14 protein-coding genes are annotated in these 22,890 nt (G+C 70.8%); 8 read left to right on the top strand and 6 right to left on the bottom strand.

Annotated features, from left to right (window positions below; translation table 11 throughout):
- Positions 1–145: 145 nt before the first annotated feature.
- The 5 genes from ACYQPG_RS22330 to ACYQPG_RS22310 all read left to right on the top strand — a co-directional run bounded on the left by ACYQPG_RS22330 (position 146) and on the right by ACYQPG_RS22310 (position 5,204).
- Positions 146–2,167, top strand: coding sequence for a hypothetical protein (locus ACYQPG_RS22330; RefSeq protein ID WP_419830246.1), 2,022 nt, complete (start codon positions 146–148; stop codon positions 2,165–2,167).
- Positions 2,164–2,784: a hypothetical protein gene (locus tag ACYQPG_RS22325; RefSeq protein WP_147909282.1), complete on the top strand. Its 621-nt coding sequence runs from the start codon at positions 2,164–2,166 to the stop codon at positions 2,782–2,784. The genes ACYQPG_RS22330 and ACYQPG_RS22325 overlap by 4 nt, the downstream gene beginning before the upstream one ends.
- 244 nt (positions 2,785–3,028) lie before the next feature.
- Positions 3,029–3,247 (top strand): hypothetical protein, encoded by a 219-nt coding sequence (locus ACYQPG_RS22320; protein ID WP_461231789.1) that lies wholly within the window; start codon positions 3,029–3,031, stop codon positions 3,245–3,247.
- A gap of 79 nt (positions 3,248–3,326) precedes the next feature.
- Positions 3,327–3,728, top strand: a complete 402-nt coding sequence (locus ACYQPG_RS22315) for a hypothetical protein (protein WP_461231788.1) — start codon at positions 3,327–3,329, stop codon at positions 3,726–3,728.
- A 72-nt stretch (positions 3,729–3,800) separates the two neighbouring features.
- Positions 3,801–5,204: an amino acid permease gene (locus tag ACYQPG_RS22310; RefSeq protein WP_461231787.1), complete on the top strand. Its 1,404-nt coding sequence runs from the start codon at positions 3,801–3,803 to the stop codon at positions 5,202–5,204.
- On the opposite strand, the gene ACYQPG_RS22305 is transcribed toward ACYQPG_RS22310, so the two are convergent.
- The 4 genes from ACYQPG_RS22305 to ACYQPG_RS22290 all read right to left on the bottom strand — a co-directional run bounded on the left by ACYQPG_RS22305 (position 5,188) and on the right by ACYQPG_RS22290 (position 8,723).
- A complete protein-coding gene (locus ACYQPG_RS22305) occupies positions 5,188–5,598 on the bottom strand; it encodes a flagellar basal body rod protein FlgC (RefSeq protein WP_147940460.1) in 411 nt (136 codons plus the stop codon). The genes ACYQPG_RS22310 and ACYQPG_RS22305 overlap by 17 nt on opposite strands.
- Positions 5,599–5,666: 68 nt before the next feature.
- The gene (locus ACYQPG_RS22300) at positions 5,667–6,527 is read right to left on the bottom strand and encodes a formyltransferase family protein (protein ID WP_461231786.1); all 861 of its coding nucleotides are present in this window, start codon (positions 6,525–6,527) and stop codon (positions 5,667–5,669) included.
- Positions 6,527–7,294: an SDR family NAD(P)-dependent oxidoreductase gene (locus ACYQPG_RS22295; protein WP_147909276.1), complete on the bottom strand. Its 768-nt coding sequence runs from the start codon at positions 7,292–7,294 to the stop codon at positions 6,527–6,529. The genes ACYQPG_RS22300 and ACYQPG_RS22295 overlap by 1 nt, the downstream gene beginning before the upstream one ends.
- A gap of 121 nt (positions 7,295–7,415) precedes the next feature.
- The gene (locus tag ACYQPG_RS22290) at positions 7,416–8,723 is read right to left on the bottom strand and encodes a capsule biosynthesis protein (protein WP_147909275.1); all 1,308 of its coding nucleotides are present in this window, start codon (positions 8,721–8,723) and stop codon (positions 7,416–7,418) included.
- 350 nt (positions 8,724–9,073) lie between these two features.
- On the opposite strand from ACYQPG_RS22290, the gene ACYQPG_RS22285 reads away from it, so the two are divergent.
- The 3 genes from ACYQPG_RS22285 to ACYQPG_RS22275 all read left to right on the top strand — a co-directional run bounded on the left by ACYQPG_RS22285 (position 9,074) and on the right by ACYQPG_RS22275 (position 13,668).
- Complete coding sequence (locus ACYQPG_RS22285) at positions 9,074–10,570, top strand: capsular polysaccharide export protein, LipB/KpsS family (protein WP_461231785.1); 1,497 nt, start codon at positions 9,074–9,076, stop codon at positions 10,568–10,570.
- Between the two features lie 214 nt (positions 10,571–10,784).
- Positions 10,785–12,278 carry an LTA synthase family protein gene (locus tag ACYQPG_RS22280; protein WP_461231784.1) on the top strand — a complete coding sequence of 498 codons (1,494 nt, stop codon included), beginning with the start codon at positions 10,785–10,787 and terminating at the stop codon, positions 12,276–12,278.
- Between the two features lie 205 nt (positions 12,279–12,483).
- Positions 12,484–13,668: a polysaccharide biosynthesis/export family protein gene (locus tag ACYQPG_RS22275; protein ID WP_461231783.1), complete on the top strand. Its 1,185-nt coding sequence runs from the start codon at positions 12,484–12,486 to the stop codon at positions 13,666–13,668.
- A gap of 132 nt (positions 13,669–13,800) precedes the next feature.
- On the opposite strand, the gene ACYQPG_RS22270 is transcribed toward ACYQPG_RS22275, so the two are convergent.
- On the bottom strand, positions 13,801–15,168 hold the full coding sequence (locus ACYQPG_RS22270) for an aminotransferase class I/II-fold pyridoxal phosphate-dependent enzyme (RefSeq protein WP_147939207.1): 1,368 nt from the start codon (positions 15,166–15,168) through the stop codon (positions 13,801–13,803).
- Complete coding sequence (locus tag ACYQPG_RS22265; protein WP_461231782.1) at positions 15,165–22,610, bottom strand: type I polyketide synthase; 7,446 nt, start codon at positions 22,608–22,610, stop codon at positions 15,165–15,167. The genes ACYQPG_RS22270 and ACYQPG_RS22265 overlap by 4 nt, the downstream gene beginning before the upstream one ends.
- Positions 22,611–22,890: the final 280 nt, after the last annotated feature.

Genomic DNA, 22,890 nt, shown 5'->3' with positions numbered 1-22,890 from the left:
TTTAACACCGGCGTGCTAGAGCATCGTCCCGAAAGGTTGCCGCCGGCTTTCGGACAAAGACGATGCAGGATCAGACACTTACGGCTTCATCCCGGCTGCCGGGACGAGGCTGGGGCGGGAAGGCCCGACGCAGAGCGGCCCGCCGATGAACGCCAGTCTCACGGACGCGTGCGGGATCCTGGCGGCGACGCTGCTCGGTGTCCCCCTGCTGCTGCTGCCGGGCTACGCGCTGGGCGCTCTGACCGGGATCCTCGGCTTCCGCGCCCTCTCGCCCGGCGATCGGCTCCTGTGCGCGGCTCTGCTGGGCATCAGCCTGCTGCCAGTTCTCGACAGCCTGCTGGTCCAGGCCGCCGGCATCCCGGCCGCAGCGCTGGCCAACCTCGCGCTGGGGCTGGCCGGGCTGGTGCCGGCGATCCGCGCGCTGCGGGGCCGGATCGATCTCTCCGCCGCGGCGTGCGGCCTGGCGCTCGCCGGGCTCTGGCTCGGGATCGTCGGTTACGCGCTGATCGACATCGATACCGGCACGGGCCTGTACCAGCCCGTCACCGTCATCGACCTCGTGAAGCACGCAAGCCTGACCCGCGCGATCGTCCAGGACGGCCTGCCGCCGGTCGATCCGTTCTTCGCCCGGCCCGAGCGCGCCGGCTACTATTACTTCTTCTACACGCTGTGCGCCCTGATCGACCGGGCCGGCGGAACGCTCGTGGACGGGCGCACCGCCTTCGCGGGGCTCGCGTTCTGGACCGGGGTCGGGCTGCTCGGCCTGTTGGACCGGTTGCTCGCCGCCACCGGCCTGGTGCGGGAGGCCTCCCCGCGCCTCGTACGCCGTGCGACCCTCCTGCTGCTGCCGGCGGCCGGGCTCGACATCCTGCTGGTCCTCCGCGACCGAATCGCCACCGGGCTCTGGATCCCGATGCCGGAATGGCTGAACGACCAGGTCCTGAATTGGCCGAGCTCCCTGGTCTGGGTCCCGCACCACGTCGCCGCCACCCTTGCGGCCTGGCTCGGGCTTCTGATCCTCGCGGAGGCGGCGGACGGCACCCGGCGCGCACCGGGCGTCGCGGTCGCGGTGGCGGGCATCGCCTTCGCGGCCTGCGCGGGCCTGTCGGTCTGGGTGTGCCTGGGCGCGGTCGCGGCGGCCGGAACCTGGCTGACGCTGCTCGCGCTCGAGCGCCGCTGGCGCGATGCAGGACGCCTCGTCGCGGCCGGGCTCGTCGCCGCACTCCTCGCAGCACCCTACCTGTCCGGGCTCGTTGCGAGCCGGCATGAGGCCGGGCAAGCGATCGTCCTGGCGGTCCGGAGCTTCGGCCCCCTGGAGGGATTCGCGGACGGGCCGGTCCTGAGCCTGCTCCGCCTGATCCTGCTGCCGGTCAACTACTACCTGGCCTTCGGCGTCTTCGCCGCCGGCGCGTTCCTGTTCTGGCGTGTCGTCCCCCGGCGCGCCGCGCATGCGCGCGAGGCGGGACGCCTGCTCACCATCGTGGCGGCGTCGTCCCTGCTGATCGGCGGCTTCCTGCGCTCGGCGATCCTCTACAACGACCTGGGCTGGCGCGTGGTGTTGCTGGCGCAGGTCGCCGCCCTGGCCTGGACCGTCGCGGCGCTGGCGCGGGGCGCCGGCACGCGGCTCCGGCTGCCCGGCCTGCTCGCGGCGCTGCTCCTGCTCGGCTATGCGACGACGCTCTACGGCTTCGCCGGGATGCGGGCCTACCGCATCTCCGGCCATCCGAGCTTCGCGTTCCTCAACGCACGCCCCGACATCGATCGTGCCCTGCGGATGGCCTATGAATGGGCCGGCACGCATCTGCCGCGGAGTCTCGTGCTTCAGCACGCGGCCGCCGAACCGCGCGTGTTCGACTTCGGCCTCTACGGACGCCAGCCGGTCGCGGTGGCCGACCGGGAGGCGCGGCTGTTCGGGGCCTCCCCCGAAGCGGTCGCGGCGCGGCTCGCGCAGGTCGGGCCGATCTTCTCCGAGACCCTCGGGGCAGACGACGTCCGGCTCCGGGCCGCCGCCGCCGGCATCGGCGCACTCATCGTCACCGCCCGAGACGCCCCCTGGACGGACCCTGATTCCTGGGTCTGGCGGAGCCGGCCGCTCTACGCGTCACCGTTGGTCCGGATCCTGTCCGTTCAGGATCTCAGCCAGGACTCGAGCGGGGCAGCGCGATGACCCGGCCCGCCCCCGCACGTCTGAATGGGGCGCTGCGCTGGCTCGCGGCCCAAGGGGCGCTGCATGCCGGAGCAATCCTCATCGGGTTCGGCTGCTTCGTGCTGCTGTTCCGGACGGACCTCGCATCCAACGTGACGATCCTGTTCTATCGCGGCCTGATCCTGCTGCTGGTGGCTTTCGCGGTCACGGCCGGCGCGATGACGACGCTTGCCGGCCTCGGCCGTCCCTGGGGCCTGCATCGCAGGGATGCTCTAGGAGCCTGCGTGCTATCGCTCGCCCTGAACCTCAGCGTGTTCGTGATTCTTCCGGTGACGATCGACCGCTCGATCAGCGTCTTCCTGCTCGGCCAGATGGCGGCCCGTCCCGAGGAGAGGTTCAGCGCCGCGCGCGCGCGCGCCTTGTTCGAATCGGTCTATCTCGGGGAGTACCGGCAGATCGAGCGGCGCCTGGCGGAGCAGACCGCCTCTGGCAACGTCGCGCCGTCCGGGGACGGCTACGTGATCACCCCGCAGGGCCGCGCCTTCATCAAATTCTCGGCCTCCGTGGCCCGACTCTTCCGAACCGATCCGCGGATGGTCGAGGTACAGCCGCCGGCCTCGGACAAGGCAACGCCATGAACACGACGCCGGCACCAAGAAGCAGAAAGCTTCAATGTGCCTAAAAATTCGACCTTTTGCATATTTTGTATTCCATTTCGGTATAAAAATCTATTCGATACCAGAAACCGATCAAACACCAAAAATTACATTGATAAAATTGCGAGATCGATCAAAGATTTTACTGAGTTATAATAGGGGTTGAATTTCATTGGTGCATTGCACTCGTGATCTCAAGTGGGATCCCCTGCACCAAGCAGGACGCGTGATCGTCGCCAGGTCGGCGGGATCCTCGACCCCGGCGCCGTCGAGTCTGGCGGCCGGCACCGCGGCCACGAAGGCGGACCGGTCCCTGTCTGTGGCGGCCTGCGCGGGGGATGCCGCCTTCGAGGTCCAGCGGGCCTCTGCGGCCGCCGCGGAGCTGGGTTCGTCGATCGTCGAGCTCGGCCGGCAGGTGGGCGCGTCGGCGACGTGGCGGCGCTGATCTCGGACATCGCGGGCCAGACCCAACTGCTGGCTCAAAGCGCCAGGGTCGAAGCGGCACGGGCTGGGGCTTCGCGGTTGTGAACGCCGAGGTCCAGGAACGCGACCAGCAGACGGCCCGGGTGACGCAGGCGATCGCCACGCAGGTCTACCGCATCCAGACCTCGACCGGGCAGGCCATCACGGCCGTGGACGGCATCACCGTACGGATGCGCGACATGAGCGGCGTCGCCCCGGCGATTACCACGGCGGTCGAGGAGCAGGGCGTGGCAAATCGGGACATCCTCAGGACCGGCTCGGAGGCCGGCACCGGCACCGGCACCGGAGCGATCACCGCCACCCTGACCGATGTCACCCGAGACGTGCAGGTCACGGGCTCAGGGGCCGGCCCCGTGCTCGCCTCGGTCACGGACCTGCCGCAGGTTTTCACGAGCCTGCGCGCCGAAGCCGGCGGCGTCCTGAACGCCGTACGTGCGGCTTGACGTCGCGGCTCGGATCTTGCTCACCGGGTTCCCATCCGACACAGCTGATGCCGGATGACCGTGAGCCGCGACATGACCGACACCGCTGCAATCGCCCGGATCGAGAGCCCGGCGAACGGTCATCCCGAACTCGCGCGGAGCCTTACGGCCCCCGGCCTCATCGCCATCGGGCTCGGCGCCACGATCGGCGCCGGCATCTTCGTTCTGACAGGAACCGCGGCGGCGCAATATGCTGGGCCGGCCCTCAGTCTGTCCTTCGTGATCGGCGGCATCGCCTGCGGCTTCGTCGGCCTGTGCTACGCCGAGCTGGCCGCCATGATCCCGGAGGCGGGATCGACCTACACCTACACCCGGGCGACCCTCGGGGTTTTCCCGGCCTGGATCATCGGCTGGGACCTCGTGCTCGAATTCGCCCTGGCGGCGGCCACGGTGGCGGTGGGATGGTCCGGCTACGCGCAGTCGCTCGCGGCGGATTTTGGCCTGACGCTGCCGGCCGCGCTGTCGGGGGCGCCGGGGGATGGCGGCTGGTTGAACCTGCCGGCGGTCGGCATCGTGCTGGCGCTGACCGCGCTCTTGACCCGCTCGACCCGGGACGCCTCCCTGATCAACGGGCTCCTGGTGGTTGCCAAGATCGCGATCATCCTGGCCTTCGTTGGCGTCGGCGCCGTCCATCTGCAGCCGGCGCTGTGGCACCCATTAGTGCCCGAGAACGCCGGCACCTTCGGCAGCTACGGCTGGAGCGGCGTGTTCCGCGGGGCCGCGGTGGTGTTCTTCGCCTTCATCGGCTTCGAGACCGTGGCCACCGCGGCGGGCGAGTGCCGGGCGCCTCAACGCGACGCGCCGGCCGGGCTGATCGGCTCGCTGGCGATCAGCACGGTCCTGTACGTGGCGGTGGCGGCGGTGCTCACCGGCCTCGTGCCCTACCGGGAGCTCGACGTCGCCGACCCGATCGCCAAGGCGATCGACCGGCTGGCGCTGCCCAGCTTCGCCATCGTCATCAAGATCGGTGCGCTGATCGGGCTGACCACCTCGGCGCTCACCGCGCTCTACGGGCAGGGCCGGATCTTCTTCGCCATGGCCCGGGACGGGCTGCTGCCGCCCCTGTTCTGCCGGGTCGATCCGGCGACCCGGGCGCCGGTGTCGAGCCAGGTGGTGATCGGACTGTTCACGGCGGCGGTGGCCGGGCTGGTGCCGATCGACATCCTTGGCGAGCTCGTCAGCATCGGCACACTCCTGGCCTTCAGCCTCGTCTGCGCGATCGTGCTGATCCTGCGCCGCACGGACCCAGGCAGGCCCCGGCCGTTCCGAGTCCCGGCGGCGACCCCGATCGCCGTGCTCGGCATCCTGTCCTGCGTGATCCTGATGGCTTCGCTGCCGCCGGACACCTGGATCAGGCTCGCACTCTGGCTGGTGATCGGGCTGGCGATCTACGCCGGCTACGGCCGCCGCAACGCCCGGCTCACCCGAGAAGGTTGAGCGTCGCCCGGCTCACCGTGTCGATCGACGCCTCGGCGCTGAGGTTCAGCTCGTAGTTGCGGATCACGCGCTGCAGGTCGGCCGATTCGAGGGCGACGTTGACGTTGGGCAGGCGGACATAGCCCTGCCGATCGGCGGACACGTTGGTCGGGTCGTAACGCCTGCGGAAGTCGCTCGAATCGCGCACGATGCGGCCGACCGGCTCGCGCCCCGCCTCGACATCGACCGGACGGAACACCGCGATCTTCCGGGCGTAGGGCGCCCCATTGGGATTGGCCGGGACCGAATCGGCGTTCGCGATGTTCTCGGAGATCGCACGGATCTGGCCGCTCTGGATCCGGCGGCCGTAGGCCAACGCATCGGTGGCCGCCTTGAGGGGGCTTGTATCCGGCATGCGATCGGGCTCGGTCGGAACGGGACGTTGGGCTGACCGATCCTTCTCGAAACAGGCTTAAGGGCCGGTTAACCGGCCCGGCCCGACAGGCTCACCGCCTCGCGCAGGTCCCGTCCGTCGGTCAGGCGCAGGCCCCTCCGGCGCAGGGAAGCGAGCAGCGCGCGATCCGGAAACGGACAGTAGGGCAGGACGGCGGTGCTACGGCCCTCGGGCATGCGGCCGGTGCAGGCGATCTCATCGAGCAGGCGGTCCAGCAGACCGCGGCCATGGGCGTGAAGCGCCATGGCCGCCCGGGTGGCGGTGGTGTCCGCGGGCAGCGGCACGGCCTCCTGGGCGAGGATAGCCCCGGTGTCGATCGTGGCGGCGAGCCGGTGCAGGGTCATGCCGAAGGCGCCCGGGCCGTCCGCCAGGGCGTGGATCGTCGGGACCGGCCCGCGATGGCGCGGCAGCAGCCCGGGATGGCCGTTGATGCCGCCGAGCCGCGCCAGCCCGATGGTCTCGGCCTTCAGGATCTGATCGAAATGGTAGGTCAGGATCAGGTCGGGGGCGGTCTCGCGCACCCTCTGTGCGACCTCGGGACCGTTGACGTCGTCCACCGTCAGGGTCGGGATGCCGAGGCGCCGACACAGGGTCTTGAGCGGCGTCGATTCCGGCGCGTCGCCGCTGCCGGCCACGGCCTGGGTCAGGGGCGCCAGCGGCCGCAGCAGGTCGGGCAGCCCGAAATTCACTGCCAGATACGGAAGGATCCCGGTCCCCGACCGCGTGAGGTGGCGCCGGACCTGCCCGGTCAGCCCGCCGCTCGACGGCCGCTCCGCGTTCGAGAGCCCGACGAAGGCGATGTCGGCGCTGTGATCGGCCACGAACCGGCGCACCACCCGGGCATTCGGCAGCGCCTCCAGCACGAACAGGGCGATCCGGGCGCGGCTCATCAGCGGCGCGGCCGCCGCTGGAACCGGAAGGCGTAGAGCCCGGCCCGGCGAATGCTCTCAGGAAGAAGCAGGACGGTCCTGGCCAGGGCCGCCAGCGCGAACGGGAAGGCGATCACGTCGCGATCCTTGGCGACGCCCTTGGCGATGCGCAGGGCAGCCTGCTCGGCGCTCATCTCCAGGGGCCGCCAGCCCTTCAGCTCGCCGCCCATCGGGGTCTTCACGTAGCCCGGCGCAACGACGTTGACTTTCACGCCCCGTGGCCCGACCTTCTGGCGCAAGGCCAGCCCGTGGGCGACCAGGGCGGCCTTGGCGCCGCTATAGGCCGGGGCATCCTGCAGCGGCGCGTAGGCCGCCAGGGAGGAGACGAGCACGATCTGGCCGCTGCCGCGCTGAAGCATCAACGTCAGGGTGGGCAGCACGATGTTGAGAGAGCCTGTGTAATTGATGTCGGAGGTCTCGAAGGCCGTCTCCTCGGACTCGACCTCGCCCTTCTGGTTACCGCCGTTCACGGCCGCGTTGGCGATCACGAGGTCCAGCGGCTGCGCGGCGTGAAGCCTGTGGATCAGGGCGATCGCGGCGGCCCGGTCACGGGTGTCGAGCCGCACGGGCTCGACGGTCGCGCCGCTCGCCCGGCAATCCCGGGCCACGGCTTCGAGCCGCTCGACGTTGCGTCCGACGAGGATGAGGCTGGCGTCGGCACGCGCGTAGTGGCGTGCGAGCGCAGCGCCGATACCGCTCGACGCGCCAGTGATCAGAATGCGGGGCATGGTGCGGGTGCTACGCCGCGGAGCACGGACAAATCAAGGCCGGGGACGGCTCTTCGGTGACTTAATGGGTCGGCCGGCCCCGGAAACTGTCAGCCGGAACCGACACGTTTGCCGCCACGCTTCAGTAGACGGGCGCGAGTTGCCCGTCGCTCTCGCCGCCTTCGCGGATCACCCGCGCGGCGGCCAGCATCGAATCGGGGAGGGCGGATTCCATCCGCGGCACCGAGCCGGCCACCGCCCGCTCGATCGCCCCCTTGGAGAAGAAGCCGCCGTTGACCTGTGTCCGGTGTAGCACCACGCGGCGGAAATCGGCCATCAGGCCCATGTCCGGCGGGGTCGGGTTCGTCCAGAACCCATCGAGGTCGGCCTGATGGGTCAGTCCGGCCATGTTGTAGATCGCGGTGCCGACCGCATGAGTCGGCCGGCCCATCTCCAGCGACAGCATGCCGACGGTCGAGTTGACGATCACGACGCCGCGGGCGCCCTTGATCAGCGACGGAAGGTCGCCGCCGTCGATGAAGTCGAGCCGGTCGCTGACGCCGTGGCGCCGGGCCGAGGCACGGGCGAACTTGCGCCAGTTGATCAGGCCGCTGTCCAGCGGATGCAGCTTCACGAGGAGGCGCGTCGGCGCCGAGGACGCGTCCGCGAAGGACTTGATCACCCGGTCCATGAAGCCTTCGACGCCCAGGAACGGCGAGTGCACCCGGATCTGGTAGTCGCTGTCGAGCTGGAGCGGCAGAAGGAAGTAGTCGCAGCCGACCGCACGGTAGATCTCGTCGCAGCGCGCTGCCTCGCGGCGGGTGTGGGAGCGGCGGCTGAACTTCTTGATCCAGCCCGCGTACTCGGCCGCGATATGGGTCGGCCGGTGGCTGCGGAAATGTGGGAAGAGATAAGGAAAGGCGATGTTGGCGATGTTGTAGCCGACATCCCAGACGCTGCGGCGGGCCATATCGCCGGTTGAGGGCATCGCCCGGCCGGGCTGGGGCAGGCGGCGCGCCAGCGCGCGGACTTCGGCCGCCGTGCGGGGCAGGGACGAGAAGCCGTTCACCCCACCGAGCTCGCAGGTGATCCAGTTGGGACGGATGTAGCCTTCCTCGAAGACGTGGACGCGCAGGCCGCGGACCTCCGCGATCATCCGGGCCGCCCGGTGGAACGGCCGGCAATCGCCGAACAGCACGATGTCCGTGACGGCCTCGCGGTCGAGATATGATTCGAGATACGTGCCCCACGCCTCGCGGCGGCCGCGGTAATTGTCCGCCTTACCGTTCCAGAACAGCCAGTCGCCGGGGCACAGGTTGATGCGCCGGACCTCGTGTCCCCGGGCGCGCAGCGCCGTGCCGAGATCGGAGAAGAACGGAGACGCGATGCCCTGCAGGAACAGAAAGGTTGCGGGGCGGTCGCGGAGGGCGTCGGGGGCGGTCTTATGCATTCCGCGGCGCTTCTATCCTTGACCCTCGGCCGGACGGAGCCGGACCGGAAAGACTGACCTGAGGTGGCACGCCTCGGCGCGAGCCGGCAATCCGAGGCCGCGTCGCAGGAGGGCGTTTCCGCTCCGGCGTGGCCCGTCTGCAACGGTCGCACTTTCGCGGCCCCCGCCTGGATTGAAGGGTCAATCACGGCGACGATATGTCCAAATCCTTTCCGCGACGTGACGCTTTGCGCGAACGGCCGCGCTTGTCCCTGTGATTTCGGTGGTTTTGGGCCGGCCATCCCATGCCGGGGAAAATGCGCTACACGACGGCCCGAACGAGTCAGATGACCGGAGCCGGGCGCCCCATCATGTCCCTTGAACCGACCCCGTCGCTCTATGCGACCGGCCGGACGATCCACCGCCTGCGGACGGAGATCGAGGCCGCGACGGGTCTCGCCTTCGGGCCGGTGCGGCCCGGTGCAGTCGGCGCCGTCTGGCAGGCGGGAAGCCTGGCGGCGCGGCTGCTCGCGCTGACCGGCCGGCGCAGGCTCGTCGTCGCGCCGGGTCCCCTGGTCAGCCCGTACGATCGGCCGGAGACGGGCTTCGCATCTTTGCGGATCAGCCTCGACGACGTGCCGCTCGGCGGGGAGGGCGGCATCCACTACCTCGATCCCTGGACCCGCGCGCCGATCGGCCGCGAGGCCTGCGCCGAGGCGGTGGCCTGGCTCGCCGCACGCTTCGCCGAGAACGACCGGCGCGTCGTCTATGTCGGCATGTCACGCTGGAAGAGGCCGGCCCTCGACGTGCTCGGCACCGGGCCCGCCGGGCGCCCGGTCCACACCATGACGGCCGAGGCCGCGGTCGAAGCGGGCCAGCGCCATCACGGCCGGATCCTCGCCTGGGCGACGCGGGCCCCGGGCAAGCTTGAAGACGCCTGCACGCTGGCCGGCCTGCCGCTCGCCCGGGTGGAGGACGGATTCCTACGCTCGGTGGGCCTCGGGGCGAGCTTGCAGCCCGGCGCCTCGATCGTGGTCGACGACCTCGGCATCTACTACGATCCCCGCAGGGAGAGCCGCCTGCAACGGCTGCTGGCCGAATCGGATTTCCCGCCCGAACTCGTGAGCCGGGCTAAGCGCCTGCGTGAGGAGGTCGTGGCCCGCCGCCTCAGCAAGTACAATGTTGGCCTGGACGCCGCATCGCTCGATTGGCCGGCCGGCCGCAGGATCGTGCTGGTGCCGGGACAGGTGGAGGACGACGCCTCGGTGCAGCACGGCTCGCCGCTGGTCCGGTCCAACCGGGCGCTGCTCGAGGCCGCCCGGCGGCGCAACCCCGACGCCTTCCTGCTCTACAAGCCCCATCCCGACGTCGAGGCGGGGTTTCGCCCCGGCATCATCCCGGAGGCGGAGGCGCTGGCGCTCGCCGACCGGATCGTGGCGGGGGTCAGCATCGTCGACCTGCTCGACCGGGTCCACCACGTCGAGACCATGACCTCGCTCGCGGGCTTCGAGGCGCTGATCCGCGGGCTCACCGTGGCCACTCATGGCCGTCCGTTCTACTCGGGCTGGGGCCTGTCCGAGGATCTGGCGCCGGGAGCCGACCGTGGCCGCAAGCTCACCCTGGACGAGTTGGTAGCCGGGGCGATGATCCTCTATTCGCGCTACCTCGACCCCGTGGCGATGAAACCCTGCAGCCCCGAGCAGCTTCTCGACCGGCTGAGCGCCGCCCGCGAGGCCGCACCGCGCAGCGCGCTCTCGATTGGCCGCACCGCCCATTGGGTCATGCGCGCCCGCTACGGCTTGTTCAATCCGATCGTGCGGGCGTTGCGCCGGCGCCGCGGCGTCGGCCGCGAGGCTGGACCGCGCTGAGGGCAGGGAGCACCGCCGTGACATCCGGTGTCCCGGATTTTTCGAGCCCGCAAACGGGGATAGGGCCGGCTTCTCTTGTAGCGGAAGAGGGGGTGACGCCGAGGCCCCCGCTTCAGGGAACGTCCCGAAGCCCTTGTTTCAACATGTTCTTCCGTGCCGGGTCGGATGCCGTATCGCTCGCTCGCGCGCTTGCCCCTCTCCGAGTTCCAGGACCTTGACGACGTTCCTCACCGCCGCCAGCCTCGCGCTGGCCCTCTGCCTCGCCCTCGAAGTCTTCGTCGGCGATTCGCTCACCCGGGCCAGTCTCGCGCCGCGCGATCTCGCCCTGCGGTTGCTCGGCTACTCGCTGATCCTGCTGTTCTGGTTCTGCTTCTCGTGGCGGCCGTGGCTGGCTGCCCTGACCTGCGTGGTCTCCGTGGCGGCGCTGATCTATGTCAGCCGCGCGAAGCGATCGGTGATCGGCGAGCCGCTGCTGTTCAGCGACTTCGTCCTGCTGCCGCAGGTGCCGCGACACCCGCAGCTCTACTACATCCCGCCGCTCTGGGATCCGCGCATCGCGGTCCCGGTGATCCTGACCCTGATCGCGACGGTGATCTGGTACCGGACCGAGCCCAGCGTCTTGCCGGGCGGGCCGCTCCTGCGCGTCGCGGCGCTGCTCGGCTTGCCGCTCGCCCTGTGGATCCTGTTCCGCGCCGCGTCCCGGCCGCCGCTCGCTGGCCTCGTCGCGCAATGGTTCCCGGAGCCCGACCTGGAGGCCGATGTCGCGCAGGTCGGCCTGCCGGCGAGCCTGCTCGGCTACACGGCCCGGGCGCTGGCGGGCAGCGCCCCGGTCCCGGACGTGCCGGTGCTGCCGGCCGGCCCGGGCGACGACGTGGTCGTGGTGATCCAGCTCGAATCGTTCATCGACCCGGAGCGCCTCGGCGGCCCGGCACTGCCCGCGATGGAGCTGTTCCGCACCCGGGCTGCGCAATACGGCCGGCTGCGGGTCCCGGCGCACGGCGCCTACACCATGCGCAGCGAGCACGCCGTGCTCACGGGCCGCCCCTCCGAAAGCCTCGGCTTCGGCCGGTACGATCCCTATACCTCCCGCAGCGGCGACGAGCCGACCAGCCTCGCCCGGCTGGCCCGGAGCCGGGGTTACGGCACCCTGTTCCTGCACCCGTTCCACCGGGATTTCTTTCGCCGGGCGAAGGTCATGCAGGCCTTCGGCTTCGGCGACCTGGTGATGGGCGAAACATTCGCGGCCGCCCCCCGCATCGGCCCCTATGTCGGCGACGTCGCCCTCGGGGAGCGTCTGCTCGACGAGGTCCGGGGGCGGCGCACCCCGCTGTTCCTGTTCTGCGTCACGATGGAGAATCACGGACCGTGGAAGCCCGGTCGGCTGCCCGGGATCGACGCCCCGGAGGCGCAGTACCTCCACCACGTGGTCAATACCGGGCGGATGGTCGAGAACCTCGTGGCCGGGCTCGACGCCCTGGCGCGCGAGCGCGGCCAGACCGTCACGCTCTGCGTCTTCGGGGACCACGCCCCATCGCTGCCGACCTGCAAGCCCGGGTTCGGCGGCCAAGCGACCGATTACGCCCTGTTCCGCTTCGGCGGGCCCCCTGTCCCGCCGAACCGACGGGACATCGCTGCCGATGCCCTGGGGCGGGAGCTGCGGTCCACCCTGGCTGGCGCCCTTGCGGACATGCCGGCAAGGACGCGATAAGGTTAAGCTTGACGGTAACAAGCTCGGCAGTGCCACGCTGGTGACGCATTGCCGGCCGATAGCGAAGCTGTCCGAGAAGTGGGTTCCGCACGGCGCCCGCCTGTTCGACGCGGCCGTTAAAGCGATCGCAGCGTTTGGCGGTCACCATGGATGTCCCGGTCCGAGCCAGCGATGGCGCGGAGGCCGGCGAGGAGAAGTCTCTGTGATGCTGCGTAAGACGGCGCTCTCAGCGCTGATGGCCGCCCTCGCGGCAGGGTCCATCGGCGGCTGCACGTACCTGCCCGCGGCGGGTCCGACGGCCAGCGCGATCGAGGCTGGCGCGGAAGTCGCCACCGCCGACGGCGGCGTGCTCGCCCGCTACGAAATCATCGACGTCACCCCATCCGTGGTCGAGGCCCTGCGCGGCCGGCCCCTCGACAGCCTGCTCGCCTCCTTCGGTGACCACCGCCCCTCCACCGAGCCGGTGATCGGCATCGGCGACATGGTCTCGGTCTCGGTCTGGGAGGCCGGTTCCGGCGGCCTGTTCTCCGGCCCGCTGGTGGCCGACCGCTTCTCCGCCGGCTCCAAGTCCGCCCTCATCCCCGAGCAGCCGGTCGGCCGCGACGGCGCGATCTCGGTGCCCTATGCCGGGCGCATCAAGGTCGCCGGCCGCCGGCCCCAGGACGTCCAGGGCCTGATCGAGAACGAGCTCGCCGGCAAGGCGATCCAGCCGCAGGTGCTGGTCTCGGTCACCCGGCCGATCAGCCAGGCGGTGACCGTCACCGGCGAGGGCGCCGCCGGCGCGCGCCTGCCGCTGTCGGGCCACGGCGACCGCATCCTCGACGTCATCGCGTCGGCGGGCGGCAACCGCTCGCCGGTCTCGGAGACCTTCGTGCGCCTGTCGCGCGGGCCGCTCACCGCCACGGTGCCGCTGACCACGGTGGTGTCGAACCCCAAGGAGAACATCTACCTGCGGCCCAACGACGTGCTGACCCTGGTGCGCGATCCGCAGACCTTCCTGGCGGTGGGCGCGCTCGGCCAGGCGACCGAGCTGCCGTTCCAGGCCGACGGGATCACCCTGGCCCAGGCGCTCGCCAAGGCGCGCGGCCTCTCGGACTTCGCCGCCGACCCGGCCGGCACCTTCATCTTCCGGTTCGAGCCCGCCAGCGTGGTGCGCCGCCTCAACCCGGCCACCAAGCTCACCGGCACCCCGCTGGTGCCGGTGGTGTACCGGATCAACATGCGCGACCCCAACAGCCTGTTCACCACCCAGGCGTTCCGCATGCGCAACCGCGACCTGATCTACGTCTCGAACGCCCCGTTCACCGAGGTCCAGAAGGTGCTGACCGCCTTCAGCGGCGTCACCGGCCCGCTCAGCTCCGCGGCCACCGCCTACGCCTACGCCAAGTAGGCTGGCCGACACGCCGGCCTCTGGGCCGGCGTGGGATCCGGAGCCCACATGCAAACAGGGCGCGGATGCCATCCGCGCCCTGTTTGCATGTGGGGGTGGTGGAACGCGCCGTGACCGGCGCGGTCCGGATGCTCAGCCGCGCTTGGCCAGAAGCTGCTCGATCAGCGAGCCGCCCTTGTCGATCGCCGTCATCTCCTCGGCCACCGCGTTCACGGTGTCGCGGATCTGGTCCGCGGTGTGCTCGGAGGTGAGGAAGAAGCGCAGGCGCGAGGCCCGCTCGGGCACGGCCGGGTGGATGATCGGCTGCACGTTGATGCCGCGGCGGAACAGGCGGTCCGACAGGGTCACGGCCTTGAGCGAGTCGCCCACGATGATCGGCACCACCGCGAGGCCGAGGCTGAAGCCGGTATCGAGGCCGAGCTTCTTGGCGGTGGCGAGGAACAGCGTGCCGTTCTGGCGCAGGCGCTCGACCCGCTCCGGCTCGGCATGCATCACCGCCAGCGCCGCCTCGGCGGCGGCGGCGAGGGGCGGCGACATGCCGACGCTGTACACGAAGCCGCCCGCCGTGTGCTTGAGGTACTCGATCAGCGCGATCGGGCCGCAGATATAGCCGCCGCATGTCGAGAGCGTCTTCGACAGCGTGCCCATCCAGAGGTCGACCTCCTTCGGGTCGACGCCGCAATGCTCGAACAGGCCCGCCCCGGTGCGGCCGGTGACGCCGAGGCCGTGCGCCTCGTCGACCATAAGCCACGCATCGTAGCGCTTCTTGAGCGCGACGAGACCCGCGAGGTCCGGCGCGTCGCCGTCCATGCTGTACAGGCCCTCGACCACGATCAGCGCCCGGCGGTGCTCGTGGCGGGTGTTCTGGAGCAGGCTCTCCAGGGCGTCGAGGTCGTTATGCGCGAAGGAGCGGCGCTGGGCGCCGGAGAGCTGCGCGCCGGTGACGATGCTGTTGTGGGACAGCGCGTCGTGGAAGATCACGTCGCCGGCTTCCAGGAGCGCCCCGATGGTCGTGACGTTGGTGGCGTGGCCGCTCACCATCACGATGCAGCCTTCGGTGCGGTAGTGCTTGGCCAGGGCCTGCTCGAGGCTGATATGGCCCGGCCGCTCGCCCGCCACCACACGGCTCGCCGACGCGGAGGTGCCGTAGGCGTCGATCGCCTCCCGGGCCGCGTTGCTGACCCGGGGATGCCCGTTCAGGCCGAGATAGTCGTAGGACGAGAAGTTGGTGAAGGTCTTCTGGTCGATCCGCGTGGTCGCACCGGCCTTCGCGTCGTGGACGCGAAAGAACGGGTTGCCCAGCCCGATCAGCTGCGCCGCCTGGCGCTGCAGCTGCAGCTCGCGGTAGCCCGGCAGGTTCTCGAAGTTCTGTGCGGCCGATTGCCCGGCCGGCGAAGCCGCCTTGACGGGCGCCGGGCGCGGCGTCGCGCGTCCGAGGCGGTTCGTCACGAAGCCGGCGAGCGCCGCGCGCCCGCCGTCAGGCCGTGCCGTATCGGTCATGAGTTGGTCTCTTTGAGCTCGCTGTTGGTCTTCTCGATGAGTTCCCTGAGCGGCGCCATCATCTGCGCGTCGATCTCACCACCGATATGCTTCGAGACGAGGCTCATCGCGACACCGGCCGCTTCATCCATGGGCGCGGAAACCGCCTGAATTAAGGACTCCGACAACTCGTTGACCGTCATGCCGGACGACAGGCCGGCGGGCGGCGCATCGAGGGCGAAGCGCTCCTGAAGGCTGGCGCCGAGCTCGACGCCCATCAGCGAGTCGAGACCGATCTCGGAGAGCTGGCGTACGCGGCTGATATCGTCCTTGGGCAGGCGCAGGATGCGCGCGATGTCCTCGACGATCGCGTCCGACACCGTCTTGCGGACCGCATCCACGTCGCCTCCCTTGAGGAGCGCGCCGATGTTGATCGCCTGGACGCCGCCGGCCTCCGCCTGCTGATCCGACCCGAGACCGGCGTAGCTCGGCGAGCGCATCGTGGCGAGCCGCTCGCGCGCCTTGCCCCAATGCATCGCCGCGATGGCGATCACCGCCTCGTCCGGCGAGGTCCCCTGGCTTTCCAAGGCGTCCGCCATCAGCTCGAGGCAGCGGCGCGCCTCCATCGGTGTGACGCCGACGCGGCCGGCGAGGCCTTCCATGACCGCCTTGTTGCGGGCGAGCATGCCGACATCGCCGATCGCGCCCCAGGCCACCGCCAGCGCGGGCAGGCCGCGACGACGGCGCTGCCGGGCCAGGCCTTCCATGAAGCCGTTGGCGGCGACGTAGGAGCCCTGGCCGGGGTTGCCGATAAACGTCGTCGCCGACGAGAACATCACGAAGTAGTCGAGGCTGCGGTCCCGGGTGGCGGCGTCCAGGTGCTGGGCGCCGACCACCTTCGGGCCGATCACGGCGTCCAGCGCCGCCGCGTCGATGTTGGCGATCAGGCCGTCCTGAAGCACCGCCGCGGCGTGGAGAACGCCCGCGAGCGTCTTTCCACCCTGCTCGATCTCCACGATCAGGCGATCCACCGCCGAACGGCTGGTGATGTCGACGGCCTTGGCCTCGACCTTGACGCCGCGCCCGGCGAGTTCGGCGACGATCGCCTTGGCCTCGTCGGTGGTCGCGCCCTTGCGGCCGGCGAGAACGAGGTGCCGGGCGCCCCTGTCGACGAGCCAGCGGGCCGCCTCCAGGCCGAAGCCGCCGAGGCCGCCGGTCACGAGGTGGACGCCGGTCTCCGAGACCGTGAACGGCCGCTTGGTCTCCTTGATGATCGTGCCGGCCTTGGGCGGGCTGATCACGATCTTACCGATGTGACCCGATTGCTGCATCAGCCGGAACGCGTCGGAGGTCTCGGCCGCCGTGAACGGCTGGTAGGGCAGGGGCTTGAGGCCGCCGTCGTTGAACAGGGCCATGACCTCCCGGAACATCCGCGCGCCGTCGTCGCCCTGGTGCTGGATCACCTGATCCAGGTCGACGCCGAAGTAGCTGAGGTTCCGCCGGAACGGACGCAGGCCGATATGGGTGTTGGCGACGTAGTCGCGCTTGCCCAGCTCGACGAAGCGGCCGAACGGCCGGAGGGCGTTGAGCGAGCGCTCCATCGCCTCGCCGAACAGGCTGTTCAGCACGATGTCGACGCCGTCGCCGGTGATCGCCCGGATCTCGTCCACGAAGGCGAGGGAGCGGGAATCGAGCACGTGCTCGGCGCCCAGCGCCTTCACCAGGGCCCGCTTCTCGCGGGAGCCGGCGGTGGCGATGACCCGCGCGCCCTTCAGCTTGGCGATCTGCAGCGCAGCGAGGCCGACGCCGCCCGCGCCGCCATGGACCAGCACCCACTCGCCGCGCCGCATCCGGGCGCAGGAGACGAGGCCGTAATAGGCGGTCAGGAACGCCACCGGGACGGTCGCGGCCGCCATCGGGTCCAGGCCCTGCGGACTCGGCGCGACGACGATCTCGGGCACCACGATGTGGGTGGCGAAGCCCGATTGGGCGAAGGCGACGACCGGGTCGCCGGCCTTGAAGCCCTTCACGCCGGGGCCGACGGCGGTGACGCGGCCGGCGCATTCGAGGCCGAGGCGGGGGCCGGCGAAGCCGTCCTCCAGGATCTCCTCGGGCAGCATCGAGAGCGCCCACAGGACGTCGCGGAAGTTCAGGCCGGTGGCCTCGACCGCGATCTCGATCTCACCCTTGCCGGGGGTGCGGCGCTCGGCCGGACCCCAAACCATCTCGTTGAGGCCGCCGGTGTTGCTGCGCTCCAGGCGCGCGGCCTCGGCGGGGACGGCATCCGCCGGATCCCGGTGCTTCGGCCGGCCGGCATGGAAGCGCACGACCTGCGTCCGCTCGTCGTCGAGGACGATCTCGGTCTCCGGCGTACCGGAGAGGATGAGGTCGCGCAGGCGCTCGGACGCCCGCTTCGACGACATCTCGGGCGAGAGGTCGATGCGGCGCACGTCGAGGTTCGGCGCCTCGTTGGCGAGCGTCCGGGAGAACGCCCACACGCCGGCCTCGATGTTGGTGGTCTGGCCGCCGCGGTCGCGGGTGGCGCCCGGCGCCACGACCCACAGGCGGGTCTGGCGGGCACCGAGATGCTCCGTGCAGCGCTTCAGGCTGAGGCAGCGGTCGCGCAGCCGCTCGGACGCCTCGCCGCCGCGGGTGAAGGCGCCGGCCAGGAACACCACCGTGTCGGGGGTCTCCTTCTCCAGCTCCATCAGCGACGTCTCGGAGTCGAGGATGATCGAGACGTGCACGCCGCCCGCGACCAGCAGGGTCGCCAGGGACGAGGCCGTCTCGGCGGCGAACTCGTCGTCCGAGCCGATCACGAAGGCGAAGCTCTGCGCCGGGGCGGGGCCCGGACGCACCGGGGCCTCGGCGACCAGCAGCAGGTCGTCGCCGTTGGCCGACGCCGCGCGCTCCACCGCGACCTTGACCAGGCCGTGGGCGCTGAGCGTGCGCTGCCAGCCCTCGATATCCTCGAGGCGGCCGACGGGCATGCCGCCCACGGCCTCCTCGAACCAGCCGCCCGTGAGGCCGAACACGAGGTCGCGGAACAGGGACGCGCCCGGCTCCACGGCCACCAGCAGGCCACCGGTGGCGAGCGCCCCGGAGAGCTGCCCCGGCAGGGCGCGGTCGCCGCGATGCAGGCTGCCGGCCGCCAGGATCAGGTCGAAGCTGCCGGGGGCGAGTTCGTCGGCAGCCTCGACGACGGCGGCGCCGTTGGTGAGCGACAGGCGGGCACGCTCGGCGAGCCGGCGATCCGCCTCGAACACGGTGAGCCGGGCCTCGGCCGCGGCGGCGAAGGCCGCAGCCTGGGCGGAGAGCGGGCCGAATCCGACCTGCAGGACCCGCAGGGCGCGCTCCTTCGGCAGGTGTCCGCGGCTGGCCTCGATCAGGCCGGCGACCACGTCGGCCGTGTGGCGGGCGGTGGCCGAGCGCATGACGAAGGCGTCGATCGCGCCCTGAGGCAAGGCCGGGGCCTCGGTCAGCTTGCCCGCGAGCAGGCGATCGACCATGGCGCCGACATCGGCAATCAGCACCAGTTCGGCGGAGAGATCCGGGTGGTCGCCCGCGATCCAACGCATGATCTCGTCGGGAGCCGGCAGCGCCGAGCCGTCTTCGCCCAGGGTCCAGTTCTGGCCGGCACGCTCGGCCAGGCCGCTGCTCTCCAGAGCGTAGAGCGCGTTCAGCACCCAGGGGCGCAGGGCCTCGGGCACCCGCCGGTCGGCGACCGAGACGGTCCCGCCCTCGGCCAGCCCGGAGGCGAGACGATAGGCCAGCGAGGTCGCCCAACCCTCCAGCAGGAGGTGGCCCGGGGACAGGGCGGCGTCGGCCGGCCCCTTCGCCTCGGCGGTGAGCGGACGCAGGCGGGCGGCCACGCTCGGCCGGCGCTCCATCGGGATCGCGGTCGGCTCGGTGGCGAGTTCCGGCACCTGCGAGATCGCGAAGGCCGAGAGGTCGCCGCCGCCCTTGGCGCGCAGGGCCTGGAAACGGCCCTCGCGGATCGTGGCGACCACTGCGCCGTCGGCGTCGAGCAGGGTGAAGTCGGCCAGGATCGAGCGCTCGTTGCAGCGGCGCGTCCGGATGATCGAACGGGCGATCACCGCACCGGGGCGCAGAAGCCGCACCTCGCCGAAGCGCACCGGGATGTAGGCCTTGCCGGCGTTCTCGCCGAGCAGGTCCGCGAACAGCAGGATCAGCCCGTGGAAGCAGGCGTCGAGGCGGGCCGGGACCAGGGTGAACCGGTCGTCGGCCACGGCCGGCAGCAGGTCGGACACGATGGTGGTGTCATCCAGCCGGGCGCTCATGGCGACCTGCTGGAAGCTCGGGCCGAAGCCGAGGCCCGAGGCCCGGGCGCGGCCGTAGAGCGCGTCGCCGGACAGGACCTGCTCGCCGGCGGTGTCGAAGTCGAACCCGTTCAGGTCGGGCGCCTTCGGAGCCGTGAACGTGCCGTCGACGATCTTGGCCTGGGCGTGGAGCTGCCAGGGGGTCTGGGTCAGGCGCGGGCGGCTGAGGACCTGGATGCCGTTGCCGGTCCCCGACAGACGCACCGCGACCTCGCGCAGGGCCTCCTCGGCGAACACCATGGGCGACAGGATCTCGAAATCGGCCAGCACCACCTCGTCGTGGCGCATCGCCTCGCGGACGCAGGCCAGCGCCATCTCGACGAAGCCGGCGCCGGGCATGATCACCTGGCCGTCGACCCGATGATCCTCCAGCTCGGGCAGGGTGGCCGGATCGACGAAGCCGTTCCACTCCAGGCCGTCGAAGGTGGTCCGCGATCCGATCAGCGGGTGGTAGGGGCGGGCGCTCATCGCGCCGACGCTCTCCGGGGTGTCGGCCAGGCGGAACGGACGCCGCTGCCACGGATAGGTCGGCAGGCGCACGTCGCCCCGGGGGGCGTCGCCGAAGAGCAGGGATTCGTCGACCTGCGCGCCCTGGACCAGGGCGGCGCTGACCGCCTTGGCGATCGGGTCGCCGCCCGACGCCTTGCGGTGCATGACGCCGACCGTGGCGGTCTCGATGCCGAGCGGCTCGACCGCGTCGCCGACATGGGACATCAGCGTCGCGCGCGGGCCGACCTCGACGAACACGCGGGCGCCGCGGCGGGTGGCATCCTGCACGGCCTCGCTGAAGCGCACCGGCTCACGGATGTTGCGCCACCAGTAACCGGCGCCGAAATTGTCGCCCTCCAGCACGCTGCCGGTGACGGTGGAGACCATCGCGGTGGTGCCGGCCTTCGCCTTCAGCCCGGCGAGATCGCGCAGCAGCGGCTTCTCGGTCGGGTCCATCAGGCGCCCGTGGAAGGCGTAGGCCAGGTCGAGCTTGCGGCCGCGACGGCGCTTGCGCGACAGCGCCTTCAGGGCGGCCTCGATGTCGGCCACCGGCCCGGCGACCGTGACGGCCTTCGGGCTGTTGTAGGCGGCGATGTCGAGGGACGGGTAGTCCTTGAGGAAAGCCTCGACCTCCTCGGACGGCATCAGCAGCACCGCCATGGTGCCCTGGCCGTGCGTCGTCTCCTGGTGGTGGCTGCGATAGTAGATGACCCGGACCGCGTCCTCGAGGCTCAGGACGCCGGCCGCCTCGGCGGCGGCGATCTCGCCGACGCTGTGGCCGAGCACGTAAGAGGGGATCAGGCCCTTGGCCTTGAGGGCCGCCGTCGAGGCGCTCTCGATGGCGAAGATCAGCGGCTGCGAGACGCTGGTGAGCGCCAGGCGCTCGTCGAGGTCCTCGGCGTAGAGGGCCTGCTTCAGCGACCAGTCGGCATAGGCCTGGAACAGGGTGTCGACCCGGTCGAAGGCGGCCCGGAAGGTCGGGTTCTCCTCGTAGGCCTCGCGGCCCATGCCGGCCCACTGGCTGCCATTGCCGGAATAGACGAACGCCACCTCGGCGGCGCGGTCGACCGCGGTGCCGGTGAAGGCGTCCTGGGCATCCTCGCCCTCGCCGACGGCGCGCAGGGCGGCGGCCACGTCGGTCTTGCCGTCCAGCGTGATCGCCAGGCGGGCGGGCAGGCGCTCGCGCCGGTGCGCGACCGCGGCGGCCACCGTGGCGATCCGGCCGGGCTCGGCTTCGAGCCGCTCGGCATAGTCGAGGGCGAGCTCGTTCAGCGCGGCGCGGGTCTGGGCCGAGAGCAGCAGAACCTGCGCGGACGGCGCCGGGGTGGCCTCCGCCGCCTGCGTGCCGACGTTGCCGTCGGTGATCACGACGTGCGCGTTGGTGCCGCCGAAGCCGAAGGAGTTCACGCCCGCGTAGCGCTCGCGCAGACCGCGGGTGATCGGCAGCGCCTCGCGGACGACGCTGAGGTTCAACTCGTCGAACGGGATGTCGGGATTCAGCTCGGCCGCGTGCAGCGAGGGCGGCACGAGATTGTGCTCCAGCGCCAGCGTCGCCTTCATCAGGCCGGCGAGGCCGGAAACCGGCTCGGTGTGGCCGATATTCGTCTTGATCGAGCCGATCGGCAGCGGCGACTGGCGCCCGCGCCCGAGCTTGGTCCCGATGGCCGAGGCCTCGATCGGGTCGCCCACCGGGGTGCCGGTGCCGTGCGCCTCCATGAAGGCGAGGTCGTCGAGGCCGATCTCCGCGTCGCGGTACACCCGCTCCAGCAGGGCACCCTGGGCGTAGCCCGACGGCAGCGAGATGCCGGTGGTGCGACCGTCGGAATTGATGCCCGATGCCACGATCCGGGCGCGCACGGTGGCGCCGTTGCGCCGCGCGGCCTCGGCCGATTGCAGCACGAACACCACGCCACCCTCGGAGCGCACGTAGCCGTCTGCGTTCTTCGAGAACGCCTGGCACAGGCCGGTGCGCGAGAGCATCTGCGCGGTGGAGAAGCAGATGAAGTTGAACGGGCTCGCCAGCACGTTGACGCCGGCCACGACCGCGGTGTCAACGCGGCCCGACTGGATCGCCTGCACAGCGTTGTCGAAGGCGACGAGGGAGGACGAGCAGGCCGTGTCGACCGTGAAGCTCGGGCCCTTCAGATCGAAGATATACGAGATGCGGTTCGAGATGATCGAGAGCGTGTTGCCGGTGGCCGCGTAGGCGTCGCCGGAGGCCGCGTCGAGGATGCGCAGGTTGCCGTAATCGAGCGACGAGGCGCCGACGAACACGCCGATGTTGCTGCCGGCCACGCTTGACGGGCGCAGGCCTGCATCCTCGAGGGCTTCCCAGGTCAGCTCCAGCAGCATCCGCTGCTGCGGATCCATCTGCTCGGCCTCGCGGGGCGAGATGCCGAACACGGCCGGGTCGAACGACCAGATATCGTCGATGACGCCCGCGGCCCAGGTGTAGCTCTTCCCGCGCTCCTGGGCGCGCGGATGCGCGAACCGGTCGAGGGAGAAGCGGTCACTGGGAACCTTGCTGACGGCGCAGCGTCCCTCGGACAGGAGTTGCCATAGCCCATCGACGCTGGGGGCCCCGGGCAGTCGGCATGCGCGTCCGACGATCGCAATGTCTGTACGTTGTGTCACGTTCGGTTCGCACACGCTCGTTATCGGAAGTCGGCTCGGCTCGCGACGAGTGAGTACCGTCTCACCCCTTACTGTGGCACCATTGCGGTGTCCAACCTGCCCCCAGGCAAGGTCATCCCCGCCCGGCCAGATTGCGCCGCGCTGTGACATGTATTCATCAGACTGCAGTCCAGTGCCGGCGGCCGAAATGCCAAGTTTGCTCGGCATGACGGCCTGTTGAGACGGTCGCGCGACCATCGAAATGCCACAGTTGCGCGTCGGCGGACGGAGCCCGTCTACC

The organism is Methylobacterium sp. CM6246, assembly GCF_054818005.1.
Note: the sequence above shows the minus strand (reverse complement) of the source record. Positions and strands in the feature narration are given on the sequence as shown.